This is a genomic window from Martinezella sp. CNPSo 3732, assembly GCF_057784515.1.
Window position 1 is genome coordinate 1 of the sequence record NZ_JBXSOO010000015.1, and the last position, 13,216, is coordinate 13,216.

Annotated in this window: 12 protein-coding genes; 9 read left to right on the forward strand and 3 right to left on the reverse strand. The window is 60.2% G+C overall.

All coding sequences use genetic code 11. From position 1 onward, the window contains the following. Window positions 1–91 precede the first annotated feature (91 nt). Window positions 92–853 carry an AraC family transcriptional regulator gene (locus tag AC13RM_RS21755; protein WP_440478785.1) on the reverse strand — a complete coding sequence of 254 codons (762 nt, stop codon included), beginning with the start codon at window positions 851–853 and terminating at the stop codon, window positions 92–94. A gap of 139 nt (window positions 854–992) precedes the next feature. On the opposite strand from AC13RM_RS21755, the gene AC13RM_RS21760 reads away from it, so the two are divergent. From AC13RM_RS21760 to AC13RM_RS21790, 7 genes are all read left to right on the forward strand, one after another. Next, window positions 993–1,940: a DMT family transporter gene (locus AC13RM_RS21760; protein WP_440478784.1), complete on the forward strand. Its 948-nt coding sequence runs from the start codon at window positions 993–995 to the stop codon at window positions 1,938–1,940. Between the two features lie 83 nt (window positions 1,941–2,023). Continuing rightward, window positions 2,024–2,746, forward strand: coding sequence for a GntR family transcriptional regulator (locus tag AC13RM_RS21765; protein WP_440478783.1), 723 nt, complete (start codon window positions 2,024–2,026; stop codon window positions 2,744–2,746). A gap of 99 nt (window positions 2,747–2,845) precedes the next feature. Further along, on the forward strand, window positions 2,846–4,126 hold the full coding sequence (locus AC13RM_RS21770; protein WP_440478782.1) for a cysteine desulfurase-like protein: 1,281 nt from the start codon (window positions 2,846–2,848) through the stop codon (window positions 4,124–4,126). 169 nt (window positions 4,127–4,295) lie between these two features. Then, window positions 4,296–5,078 (forward strand): HpcH/HpaI aldolase family protein, encoded by a 783-nt coding sequence (locus tag AC13RM_RS21775; protein WP_440478781.1) that lies wholly within the window; start codon window positions 4,296–4,298, stop codon window positions 5,076–5,078. Between the two features lie 188 nt (window positions 5,079–5,266). Continuing rightward, window positions 5,267–6,475 carry a pyridoxal phosphate-dependent aminotransferase gene (locus AC13RM_RS21780; RefSeq protein WP_374816278.1) on the forward strand — a complete coding sequence of 403 codons (1,209 nt, stop codon included), beginning with the start codon at window positions 5,267–5,269 and terminating at the stop codon, window positions 6,473–6,475. Between the two features lie 80 nt (window positions 6,476–6,555). Next, window positions 6,556–7,353, forward strand: a complete 798-nt coding sequence (locus AC13RM_RS21785) for an ABC transporter substrate-binding protein (RefSeq protein WP_374816280.1) — start codon at window positions 6,556–6,558, stop codon at window positions 7,351–7,353. A 92-nt stretch (window positions 7,354–7,445) separates the two neighbouring features. Then, window positions 7,446–8,120, forward strand: coding sequence for an amino acid ABC transporter permease (locus AC13RM_RS21790; protein ID WP_113231760.1), 675 nt, complete (start codon window positions 7,446–7,448; stop codon window positions 8,118–8,120). Window positions 8,121–8,190: 70 nt separating this feature from the next. Here the strand turns inward: AC13RM_RS21790 and AC13RM_RS21795 are convergent, their stop codons facing one another. Together AC13RM_RS21795 and AC13RM_RS21800 are read right to left on the reverse strand one after the other, a co-directional pair. Beyond that, window positions 8,191–8,706 carry a MarR family winged helix-turn-helix transcriptional regulator gene (locus AC13RM_RS21795; protein ID WP_374816282.1) on the reverse strand — a complete coding sequence of 172 codons (516 nt, stop codon included), beginning with the start codon at window positions 8,704–8,706 and terminating at the stop codon, window positions 8,191–8,193. 97 nt (window positions 8,707–8,803) lie between these two features. Beyond that, complete coding sequence (locus tag AC13RM_RS21800; RefSeq protein WP_113231759.1) at window positions 8,804–10,372, reverse strand: phytoene desaturase family protein; 1,569 nt, start codon at window positions 10,370–10,372, stop codon at window positions 8,804–8,806. Between the two features lie 397 nt (window positions 10,373–10,769). Here AC13RM_RS21800 and AC13RM_RS21805 point away from each other — a divergent pair, with 397 nt between their 5' ends. Continuing rightward, window positions 10,770–11,552, forward strand: coding sequence for a cyclase family protein (locus AC13RM_RS21805; protein ID WP_113231758.1), 783 nt, complete (start codon window positions 10,770–10,772; stop codon window positions 11,550–11,552). Window positions 11,553–11,618: 66 nt separating this feature from the next. Continuing rightward, window positions 11,619–13,208 carry a phytoene desaturase family protein gene (locus AC13RM_RS21810; RefSeq protein ID WP_113231757.1) on the forward strand — a complete coding sequence of 530 codons (1,590 nt, stop codon included), beginning with the start codon at window positions 11,619–11,621 and terminating at the stop codon, window positions 13,206–13,208. The last annotated feature ends 8 nt before the right edge of the window (window positions 13,209–13,216 follow it).

Genomic DNA, 13,216 nt, shown 5'->3' on the forward strand with positions numbered 1-13,216 from the left:
CAAAGTCATAAGACAAGCGGTTTTCCGCCAGGAATTGCGCGAAAACAAAGAGATAGAGCGGTTCAGAGATTCCATGAAAAACTGAACCGCTCTAGCGCATCTGTGTCGGGCTCGTGCCTGTCAGCCGGCGGAACATGGCAATGAAGGCCGACGCGTTGCTGTAACCCAGCTGCGTTGCAATCCGGTGCACGGGCTCTCCGGCCTCGATCATCGACAGTGCAGAAACGAGCTTCAGTCTCTGCCGCCACTCGTTGAAGGAAAGACCGAGATCGTCCTGGCATCGGCGCGACAGCGTGCGCTCGGTCGTCCCCATCCGGCGCGCCCATTCCGCAAGGGAATGCCGGTTACCCGGATCGGCCTGCAAGGCGCTCAATAGCGGGCCGAGCAGCGGATCGCCGGAAAGCGGCAGATAGCTCTCGCAGCGTGGTGCCAGGCGAATCTGATCGACCAGAACCTGTGCAAGCCGTAAGTCCGCAGCCGTTTCCGGCACCGTAACGTCCCGCGCAGCAAAATCCGCCAGGATTGCCTTGAGCAGCGGACTGATGCTGAGCGTCGATGGCTTGTCGGGTAGCTCAGCGCAAAGAGCGCGTTCGACATAGACGGTCGCATAGCGCAGATCGTGCTGGATCGCGGCGCCGTGCATCGTCTGCGGCGGCAACCAGATGGCATAATGTGGCGGCGAGAGATAGCGCATGCCTTCGATATCGAACTCGCAGACGCCGGTAATCGCATAATTGAGCTCGCCCCAGGGCTGGCTCTTTTTTGGGAAAACCGTGCCTGCCCTATAATTCTCGGTTCGGAAGGAAACAGGGTTGGGCGGATCACCCTCGATGCGTGGAGGTCTGCTGGACATGTCCTCATTTCGCTACTGCTTGTCTTATTTTCGCTATATACCAGAATTCGGACAGGCAGTACAAAGTCTTTAGGATGGCGAACCCAATTCGCCCTCCTTCGTTTCGCCCCAAGCCACAAGACGACGAGAGACCACTCACATGAGCACCGAGCAGAATGCCTTCGCATCCATCGTCAGCGCGGCGGGCCTTGCGCCCTTGCTGACGGTGCTGATCTGGTCCGGCAACACCGTCGTCACCAAGGCATCCGCGGGCGTGATTTCGCCGGGCTCGATTTCCTTCTATCGCTGGCTGTTGGCCTTTCTCGTGCTCCTGCCCTTTGTCGGCCGCGCGGCATGGCGCAATCGTTCCCTGCTACAGCAGCACTGGCTGAAACTCGCTATTCTCGGTGCCCTCGGCATGGTGATCTATCAGAGCCTCGCCTACGAGGCGGCCAAGACGACATCGGCCGTCAATATGGGTGTGACGATCGCTCTAATGCCGCTTCTCTCGACGGTGCTAGCCGGCCTGCTGGCGGGCGAAAAGCTCACCGTGGCGAGCCTGACAGGCGGCGCCATCTCGCTGATCGGGCTCGTCTATTTGACATCGCAGGGTGATCCGATGCGCCTTGTGAATGGCGGCGTCCACATTGGCGGCGGCCTGATGATCATCGCCGTTCTCTCCAATGCGCTCTATGGGGTCATGCTGAGACGCTGGGCGATGCCGATTCCCATGTGGCAGCAGCTTTTTTGGCAGATCGGCTTTTCGACCTTGCTGCTGATCCCGATCTTCCTGATGGGCGATATCTCGCCAATCACTACGGCCAACCTGCCGCTGATCCTTTATGCCGCGATCCCGACCTCTCTCCTCGCACCGCTCTGCTGGATGATCGGTATCCAGAGGCTCGGCGCGAGCCGCACCTCGCTGCTGATCAATCTCCTGCCAATCGTCGTTGCAGCGCTGGCCTGGGCGCTGCTTGGAGAACAGCTGCATTCCTATCATGCGATCGGCGGTGCGCTTGCCCTCATCGGCGTTGGGCTCGGCTTACACAAGCCTCGGGCGAAGAATGATCCGGCCGATGACGAAAGCTGGGAAGCCGAAGAAGCCTGACCGCCATTCCGAGAGGCCTCTTTCCTTTCGCCCGCCCTTCGTTCTACCATGAACGAGTCCCGATAAGTGGAGAGGAAGCAAGCGTGCGCATAGCCCTGGAACCGGTGTCCTCCAGAACGACGATCCAGGAGAGCGTCTATCAGCAGCTCCGAAACGCGCTCATGGTAGGCAATTTCGATCCCGGTCAGACGCTGACCATCGCCTCGCTCGCTGAAACCTTCGGAACCAGCAATATGCCCGTCCGCGAGGCTCTGCGCCGCCTCGCGGCTGAAAATGCTTTGGAAGTCGCAGCCAACGGCTCTGCCCGCATCCCGATCGTCACGCTTGCCCGGCTGAACGATCTTTGCCGCGCCCGCATCGCCGTCGAAGGTCTGGCCGCCGAGCTCGGTTTTCCGAACCTTACTGTCAGCGATATAGCGACGCTCGATCGCATCGCCGGGGAGCAGCATGTGATCGGCCGCGGCGCCAATGTCTATGATCTCATGGCCAAGAACCAGCAGTTCCACTTCACCATCTACCGCGCCTCGGGCTCCGAGGTGCTGCTGCAGTTGATCGAGACCCTGTGGCTGCGCTTCGGCCCCTATATGCGCATGCTCTCCGCCTCGGCAGAACCTTTGATGCGCAGCGGCGAACTCGATCCCGCCGGCGAGCATGTTGCCATCGTCAATGCTTTGAAGGCCGGAGACTTCGCCGCCGCCCGCGAGGGTATTGTCGCCGATATCAGCCGCACCCACGAAATCCTGCAGGATTACTGTCCGGCCACGCAGGACGAGCCCCGCAAGGGCTCAAGCTCCAGCCGCCGTTAGCCGCCAGAAAGAGGCCGATGAATTTGGTTGAACCTTAAAGTATTTTGTGATCAAATGATCAAAATAAGATTTCAATCCTAATATTCAGAACGAGATCCCATGAGCTCCGCCGCTTTCGTATCGCAATTCGCCGGCCACAACAGCTTCCCGGTTGACGAGATCCGCGCCATGTTCCCGGCCATCCGGAAGGCTGGCGATTTCGTCTTTCTCGATAATGCCGGCGGCGCGCAGGTGCCGCAGTCGGTCGTCGATGCGGTTGCCAATCACCTCATCGATTTCAACGTCCAGCGCATGGCGAAATACCAGCACAGCCAGGGCGTCGACCGCAATCTGGAAGAAGCCCGCGAAAGCGTCGCGATGCTGGTCAACGCCTATCGCCCGGAGGAAATTTCCTTCGGCCAGAATGCCACCTCCTTCATCCGGCTTGTGAGCCTCGGCATTGGCAAGCTGCTCGGCGAGCGCAATGAAATCATCGTCACCGACATGGATCACGACGCCAACATCGCCACCTGGATGGCGCTGGAAGCCGATGGCGCAAAAATCGTCTGGTGGCGCATGCGCGAGGACGGCACACTGCATGTGGAAGACCTGAAGCCGCTGCTCAACGACAAGACCCGGCTCGTCGCCTGCACCGTCACCGCGCATTCAATCGGCACGATCGTAGATGTCGCCAGCGTCTGCAAACTGGCGCAAGCAGCCGGCGCCGAAACCTTCCTGGATTGCGTCCATTACGGCCCGCATGGCCTGATCGACGTGCAGGCCTGGGGCTGCGACTATCTCGTCTGCTCCGGCTACAAGAATTTCTCGCCGCATATGGGCTTCCTCTGGGGCCGCTACGACGCGCTGGTCAAGCTTCCCACCTTCAAGGAAGACTTCATTCCGGACGTGCCGCCCTACAAGATCGAAGTCGGCACCTTCACCTACGAGAACGTCGCCGGAATGAATGCGGCGGTCAAATATCTCGAAGGCCTCGGCAGCCGTTTCCTGCCTGATGGCAATCATAGCCGCCGCGAGGCGCTTGCCGCCGCCATGGGCGCAATCCGCCAATACGAACTGATGCTGTCGCGCGAGATGATCGCGGTTCTAAAGCGCCACGGCGCCACCATCTACGGCGTCTCCGACGAGAACCGCCTGGAGCAGCGTGTGCCCACGATCTGCTTCAACATGCCAGGCATCACGCCGCAGGAATTCGCCGACGAGATGGGTAAGCAACGCATCGGCCTGCGTGACGGCCACATGTTTGCACCGCGCCTGATGAAGCGCCTTGGCTTGCCCATGGAAACGGGTGCCATCCGCGTGTCGTTGGTGCATTATAACAAGGTCGAGGAGATCGCCCGGTTCGACGCGGTCCTGACCGAGATCATGGCGCGGCGCAAGTAAGCCGTGCCTGTGAGCGGTGGCGGCGCCCGAACAACTCCGCCACCGCAATGCCTCCGTGCCGGTACCAGATCGGCACGGAAAACTGCTCTGAGCACGGAGCAGATTGCCGTTTCGCAGTTGTATCTTTCGACCTACCCCTCGTTGAGAAACCGCTAAAATGAGGATGACGATGAGCGATTTCCGCCGAAACTGTATCGAGCAGAAGCTGCTCGTCGGTACATTTGCGGCCATTCCGCATCCCGTCGCAATCGAAGTCACGGCAGCCTCAGGCGTCGATTTCCTCTGCATCGATTGGGAGCATTCGCAGATCAGCCGCGACCGCATCGAGGATCTGATCCGTGCAGCCGATGTCCATCGCGTTCCAGCCATGGTCCGCGTCCCCGGGCATGCGGCTGAGGATATTGCAGCCGTCTTGGACGCAGGGGCCGCCGGCGTTCTCGTGCCGCGCGTTTCGACGGCGGAGCAGGCGCGCTCAGTCGTGAAGGCCACCCGCTATCCCCCGGTCGGCGCCCGTGGCGTTGGCCCTGGCCGCGCCGCCGCCTATGGCTACCGCATTCCGGATTATCTGGCTAAGGCCAACAAGGAGCTGGTCCTCGCCATCCAGGTGGAGACAGCCGAAGGGCTTGCCAATATCGCCGAGATCGCCGCCGTCGATGGCGTCGACCTCATCTTCATCGGTCCTGGCGATCTCTCTGTTTCGATCGACGCCATGGGTCCTGCTGGCAAGGACAGGCTCGATGCGGCAATCAGAACCATTACGCAAGCGGCTCTGTCCACCGGTCGCGCGGTCGGTATCTTTCGACCTTCGGCAGACGATGTCGGCACATGGTCGGAAGCCGGCATCAGCTTCTTCATACTGGCAAGCGACACGATGTTTCTAGGCACCAGCCTGGCTGCCGGCATCGATGCCGCAAAACAAGGAAAGCATGCGCCAGGGAACAAGGAAAACTGATTTCTACCAGTACGTTACCATTTCAAAGGGCAAAGCGAAATTGAGCGGGAAGGTAGACTTTTTAAGCTTAAAATTTGTCCTTGAAATGCAGTTGTTTTTGGATAACCATTCGAAATTGAGGGGTTGCAAAAGCGAAAGTTGCCGCAGCCGTTTGAACCCCACGATGCAGAATTCCCAGGGGAAATTTCTTGTCTCTTCTACCGCAGCATAACCTGCCGAACGTGATGACGGGCCGCGATGCCCTCGAAGGCATTCGCGCCCAGATCCGCGACATGCGCACCGACAATATCGCCGTGCTTGCCAAGCGCGCCCGCGAACTCGGCGGCGTCATTCCACTCTGGTTCGGCGAAGGGGATGTCGTGACCCCGGAGTTCATCCGGGATGCTGCGAAGAAGGCACTCGACGACGGCGCAACCTTCTACGTCCCGAATATGCGCGGATTGGCGACGCTGAACGAAGCGCTGTCCGACTATCAGACGCACTGGCATAAGCGCCCTATCCCGATCGAGCGCACTACGGTCGCCCCCGGCGGCATGCAGGCGCTTTATATGGCGCTTGAACTGCTCGTCGATGTCGGCACCAATGTTGTCTACGTCGCCCCGCAATGGCCGAATATCCATAACGCCATCCACCTGATCGGCGGCGAGCCGCGCGCCGTGTCACTCGATTTCGATACCGACTGGCGTCTCGACTTCGACAAGCTTTTCGCCCGCTGCGATGCCCGCACCCGAGCCATTTTCCTGTCGACACCCTCCAATCCCACGGGCTGGACCGCCTCGCGCGAAGAGATGCAGGCGCTGCTCGATTTCAGCCGCCGCACCGGCATCTGGATCATCTCCGACGAGGTTTATGCCCGCCTCTATTTCGATGGCGACATCGCCCCGTCGATCCTGCAGGTGGCCGAAGACGGCGATCGCGTGATCGCGATCAACAGCTTCTCGAAAGCCTGGGCAATGACCGGCTGGCGCGTCGGCTGGCTGACGCACCCGTCTGCCGTCGCCGACCAGCTGGGGGCGATGACGCAGTATATCAACAGCGGCACCTCGGCCATGGTTCAGGCCGGCGCGGCGGCGGCTCTGCGCGAAGGCGAGCCGTTGGTTTCAGAAATCCGCGGGCGCATCAAGGCCGGCCTTGATCTCGCCTATGAGAAGCTGCCGAAGATACCGGGCATCATCCTGCCGGAAAAGCCGCGCGGCGGCATGTATGCCTTCTTCGCGCTGCAGGGCGAGCCCGACGCAACGGCGCTGTGCGAGCGCATTCTTGAAACGGCCCGCGTCGGCCTGGCGCCTGGATATCACTTCGGCGAGGCATCCCGGGCCTTCCTGCGCATGTGCACCTTCCGCGAAACCGAACAGATGCGCATCGCACTCGATCGCATGGTCAATGCGATGACATGATACGGCCGCCGGTCGGGCGGACGGAATAGCCCGCGGGTGAGAGGAAAAGCCCGCGGCCATAACCAGAGGGAGACTAAAGAATGTCCATGACTCGTCGCAGTCTGCTGGTCCTCGCGACCGCCGTCGGCCTCGCCGGCGGAAGCCATTTTGCCTATGCCGCCGATGTCTTGAACGTCGGCTCTTATCCCAACAACCCGCCCTTCGAATACAAGACCGCGAATGGCGGCTTCGAGGGCTTTGAGGTCGATATCGTCAACGAAGCGGCCAAGCGCGCCGGCATGACGACCAATATCGCAGACTACGGCTTTCAGGCTCTGTTTGCCGCAACCAGCTCCAAGCGCATCGACGTGGCGATCTCGTCCATCACGATTACGCCGGAACGCCTGAAATCGCAGTCCTTCACGCAGCCCTATTACGATTCCGACATGGGCGTCGCCACGAAGGACGGCAGCTCGATCAAGGCGCTTGCCGATCTCAAGGGCAAAACTATCGGGGTGCTTTCGGGTTCGACGGGTGAAAAATGGGCCAATGACAACAAGGCTGCTCAAGGCTTTGCCGACATCAAGGGCTACAATTCGCAGCAGGATATGTTCCTCGATCTCGGGGCCGGCCGCATCGATGCCGTCGTCAGTGACATCCCCGGCATGCAGTATCTCTTCGTCAAGACCAAGGGCTTTGCCATCAAGGATCGCATCAAGACCGGTGAACAATACGGCCTGATGATGACCAAGGATTCGCCGCTTGTCGCCAAGATCAACGATGCGATCACCGCGATGAAGAAGGACGGCACGCTGGAAAAGATCCACGAGAAGTGGTTCGGCGGCAAGCCGCCGGCAGGCTCCTCCACCGTCACCGAACTGCCTATCCCCAAGGCGTGATCAAAAGATCATTATTGAAATGAACTGCGCCGGTCGCAACGACCGGCGCGGATGCAGGAAACCTCGTCTTCGTTTCGCACGCGGGAGTGCCAATGTCTTTCGTCGACACCTTCCTCAATTCCGACGTCATGATCTCGGCTTTCCCGCAGCTGCTGCGCGGGCTTTGGATGACCATCGCGCTTGGCGTCGTCAGCATCCTGATCGGCGTAACCGGCGGCCTCGTCATCAGCCTGATCCGCCTCTATGCCCCCAAGCCTTTACAGCTCCTGACCATCGCCTACATCGACATCATGCGCGCCATGCCCATGCTGGTCGTGCTGATCCTGATCTATTACGCTTTGCCCTTCGTCGGTATCAGCTTTTCCGCCTGGTGGTCGGCCATCCTCGGATTTTCCATTGTGCTGGCCGCCTATTCGGCCGAAGTCTTTCGCTCGGGCATAGAAAGCGTGCCGCGCGGCCAGTTCGAAGCGGCCGCAGCGCTTGGCATCCCCTTCCTGATCACGCTCTACAAGGTGGTGCTGCCGCAGGCGGTGCGTATCGTCATTCCGCCGACGACGAGCAATTGCGTGTCGATGTTCAAGGATACGTCGCTTGCCTCGACCGTGGCGCTGCCGGAATTACTGAAAGAAGGACAGAACGCGCAAGGCTTCTACGCCAACCCCTCGCCGCTGATCATGGCCGCGCTGATCTATATCATCCTGCTCTGGCCGATGGTCCGCCTCGTCAGCATTCTTGAGAAGAAGTTCAAGGACGAGCGGGCGCGATAGGCAATTCAAGGAAAAGTGTATTAACAGTTTTCCGTTCGGAATTGCTGGAAACAGGCAAACGGCGCATCGATTAGTCGAAATCGGCACCAGAAAGATGATTGCTGACGGATGATTTCACCGCGCCGATATCCCGCCACAGCTCGCTGACGATTGCAGGCTCCACATCCGCCATCAGGTCGCGCAGCCAGCCTTCATGCGCCGCAGCCATGGCGCCGAACTGGGTCTCGCCCTTTTCCGTCAGCTTCGCGACCGTCACACGCCGGTCGCCATCGGGCGTCACGCGCTGCACAAGGCCATCCGCTTCCAGCCGTTCGACCAGCCCGGTGACATTGCCGTTGGTGACCATGGTGCGCTTCGAAAGCTCCCCGAGCCGCAAGCCCTCCCGCTCGCGATAGAGCTGCGCCATCAGGTCGAATTGCGGCAAGGTCGCCCCGAACTTGTTGCGCAGGCGGCGACGGATTTCCTGCGAGATCAGCTTCGTGGTCGACAGCATGCGCAGCCAGAGCCGCAGCTCCAGCTTTTTGCCTTCCTGCGCTCCCTGAACGATGATCTCCAGGTCAACGGTTGCACTCTCGGACTCTGTCATGACGTCGCCTCGGCCTATCATTCCGCATCATTAATCTAAGCGATCTAGGGGACGATATTTGAAATGTCAAAGGTTTGACCGTCAAGTCGCATAACTGTCACTTTGCCAGCATTTTCCCCAACATGAAGCCGGAGCCGGCGCCCGTTCCCGCGCCCGGCCATGTCGAAGCTCCGCACATGTAAAGCGATGTCACGGGCGTCTTGTATCGCGAATAGCCGGCGACGGGGCGGAACAGGAAATTCTGGTCAAGATGATGGCTGCCGGAGAGATTGTCGCCACCGACGAGGTTCGGGTTCTCGCGTTCGAGATCGACCGGCGAAAAGACCGAGCGCCCCAATATCTTGCCGCGCAAGCCGGGCGCATAGCGTTCGACGATATCGAGAACGCGCTCGGCATAGGCATCCTTGATCTCATCCCAGCCCGCGCCGCTGATTTGACCGGCGGCATCACTATGGAATTCCGCCGGTAGGACACGCACCTGTATCCAAAGCACATGCTGCCCGGCTGGCGCGCGTGACGGATCGATGGCCGTCGGTTGTCCGACCACGAGCGCAGGTTCGGTGGGCAGCAGGCCGCCCATAGCCTCGGCATAGACACGCGACATCATTTCGAGATCCGGCGCGATATGCACATAGGCGAAATTCTGCAATGCCTTGCCCGCGGCCCAATCCGGAAGGCCCGACAGCGCCAGATGGATCATCATCGTGCCGGGACCGGCCCGGAAGCGGGATACCTTGCCGTCAAACTCTTGGCGCGCCGGATCCTGATCCAGCAGCTTGCCGAACAGGATCTGCGGATGGACATTGGCAATCACGGCACGTTTCGCCTCGTAGCGGCGTCCATCGGCCAGCACGACACCCGTCGCTTTACCGCCTGCCGTGACGATCTTGTCGACGCGCGTTCCCAGCATCAATTCACCGCCCTTGCTTTTCAGCACGGCAGCCATGGCCTTGATGATGGTATCGGCACCGCCCTTGCCGATCACCATGCCGAATGCCTGATTGGCCATGGATTCGAGATAGGGAAAGAGCGCGCCGCCGGCGACATCCGGTGCAAAATCGAGATGCAGCCCCCAGGCAGCCATCATCGTCTTGAGTTTGGTATTCTGGAAACGGGCATCAAGAAAATCGCGTGGCGAGGCAAAGAGCATGCGCACCGTGTCGTAGACCCAACCCGTCCCCTTCTCGCGCCAGGCTTTCCAGACGACCTTGGCGGCGGCCATCGAAGGCATGGGCGAGCCGAGCAGGCCGAAAATGTGCGGGGCATCCGTCCCGAACGTAGAAAGCATAGTGCGCCATGCTGCGGCATCCTGCGGCGAGATATCGGCGATGGCTCCCGCGGTCTTTTCCAGATCGGTGCTGACACCGAGATAGGCGTTATCGCGAAAGACGCTGGCGAAACAATCCGCTGCAGGTACGAAGCCCAACCCTTCGGCCAAAAGTTCGTTCTTATACTGCGCGAAGAAGGCCGAGCCGGCGAACATGGAGAGGTTCATGGCACAGAGATCATGCCGGAAACCGGGCAGCGTCACCTCGCGGGTCTTGACGGCACCGCCGGGCTCTGCATTTCCCTCGATGACGGCGACCTTCCAGCCCTTCGCGGCCAAATGCACCGCCGCCGCCAGCCCATTGTGACCGGCCCCGACTATGATTGCATCATAGCTCATCGTCTGCCCCTTTTTGGTTTGTGATTATTATTATCACATGCATACATTTTGAGTTTTAAGCTTCAAGTACCTACCGGCGCGAACTTTAGGAAACAAAAGCAACTATTGGTAGCGATCTATCGAATTAACTCGAAGAATGCCGTCTTATTTCAGCAACTTACAAACTCATGACGGCGGCCGATTTTAGGCCAAAATTGGCTCCGCGAACCCGAGCGGAATGCTTGCAATATCATATATTGTGACATAGGCTCCCTTCATTCCGCCGCCGCGCGGATCCGGTGCCAGGAGGAAAGGCACCCCGCGCCGGGCGATACCGACTTCATGCCTGATCCTGAACAAAAGACCCGCAAAAAGGCTCTCTGCATGGGATCATGCGACAACAAGGGGAACTCAAAATATGACCGCTACCACTCTCGCCAGCCTCGCCTCGGCCCTGCTTTCGGGCTCTGTCAAGGTCGTCGATCTCACCGCGCCGCTCGGACCCGACACACCGGTGCTCTACCTGCCGCCGCAGTTCGGCAAGAACACGCCGAACGTCAAGGTCCATACGATCTCCGAATACAATCAGGACGGGCCCTTCTGGGCATGGAACTGGCTGGAACTCGGCGAGCACACTGGCACTCATTTCGATGCGCCCTGCCACTGGATTACCGGCAAGGACAACCCGAACAACACGACGGACACCATACCGCCGCAGAATTTCGTGGCGCCGGTCAATGTCATCGACCGCTCCAAGGAAGCCGCCGCCAATCCCGATTATCTGCTGACGGTCGAGAGCATCAAGGAATGGGAAGCCCAGAACGGCGCGATCGAAGCCGGCAGCTGGGTGCTGCTGCGCACCGATTGGTACAAGCGAAACGGTTCGACGGAAACCTTCCTGAATGCCGATGAAAACGGCCCGCATTCTCCCGGCCCGACGGCCGAGGCGATCGAATATCTGCTGACCAAGGGCATTATCGGCTGGGGTTCGGAAACGATCGGCACCGACGCCGGCTCCGCCGGTGGCATGAACCCGCCCTTCCCGGCGCACAACCTCATGCACAAGGCCAATCGCTATGGTCTGGCGAGCCTCTCGAACCTCGACCAGCTTCCGGCCAAGGGCGCCGTGCTGATCGCCGCGCCGTTGAAGTTCGTCAAGGGCACCGGTTCGCCGGTTCGCGCACTGGCATTGATTGCATGATAGGCTGAAGAGGCGGGAGCCTGGGGCAGGCTCCTCCTTTCTATTCATCTTTAGTGAGGGGCGGCAATGGGCGATCATGACTACATCATCGTCGGCAGCGGCATAAATGCGCTCGTCGCAGCCGCCATGCTCGGCAAAAAGGGCCACAAGGCTCTTGTCCTCGAACGCAACGACCGCATCGGCGGTTGCCTACGCACCGAAGAGATCACCGAGCCCGGCTTCATCCACGACGTCATGGCAACGACCATGGTGCTGTTCCTCACCTCGCCGGCCTATGGCGCCATCGGCAAGGATCTTGAGGCGCGAGGCCTGGAATTCGCCCATGCCGACCTCCCAACGGGCGTGCTCAGGCCTGACGGTTCGCATGTGATCTTTTCGAAGGACCGGCGGCGCAATATCGCCACCTTCGATGAACTGTCGCTCGGCGATGGGCAGACCTTCTCGCGTGAGATGGAAGCGCTGGCCGCAGATGCGCCATTCCTGTTTTCGCTGCTCGGCGGTGCATTGTGGTCGGGATCGATGCTCAAGACCATCGGCAAGCAGGGCTGGAATCGTGGCTTGCGCAAGCTCGCTGCCTGGTTTGGCGATGCTTTGACGCCGGCACGCGGCTATCTCGAAACCAGCTACAGATCCGAGGATATCCATGCGCTCTGGGCGCCGTGGGTGCTTCATTGCGGCCTCGGGCCCGAAAGCGCCTATTCCGCCGAAATGCTGAAAGTGATCGGCTTTGCATTGGAATTGGGCGGCGCGCCGATCGTCAAGGGTGGCGCCGAAAAACTGCTGACGGCCTTCGAACGGCTGATCACCGACAACGGCGGCGAGATTCGCGTGAGTGCCGATGTCGAGGCTATCATTCCGGACGCCAATCGCAGTGCCGATGGCATACGTCTTACGAATGGCGACACCTTGAGAGCAAAGGCCGGCGTGATCTGCTCGGTCACACCCAACCAGCTTTATGAGCGGCTGATGAAGGATTGGCCGGATCCGCTGCCGCCGGAGGTCAAATCAGGCGTTGCCAGCTACCGCTACGGCAAGGGCGATATGCAGATCCACTATGCGCTTTCCGAGCCGCCGCGTTGGAAGGCCAATGCCGAGCTCGGCAAGGTGGCGCTGCTGCACCTCACCTCCGGCCTCGACGGCGTCTCGCGCGCCGCCAACGAATGTGAGCGCGGGCTTCTGCCGGCCGAACCGACGGTCTGCGTCGGGCAGCCTGTCGCGCTCGATCCCAGCCGCGCACCGGAAGGAAAGTCGATCCTCTGGCTGCAGCTTCCCGAAGCGCCGCGCCATATCAAGGGCGATGCCGCCGGCGAGATCGAAACGCCAAACGATGGACGCTGGACGGAAGAGGTGCGCGAGCGCTATGCCGACCGCATCGAGGCGCTTCTATCCAGCCATATCGAGAACTTCTCCGGCATAAAACTCGCGCGCCGCGCCTATTCTCCTGGCGATCTGGAGGCGATGAATATGAACCTTGTCGGCGGCGATCCCTACGGCGGCTATTGCGGCATCGACCAGCTTTTCATCTGGCGTCCTTTCAAGTCATCTGTTAACCACCGCACCCACATATCGGGCCTCTACCACATCGGCGCGTCGGCGCATCCCGGTGCGGGCCTTGGTGGGGGCTCCGGCTTCCTGCTCGCATCATCGCTGAAGTAACACGTTTC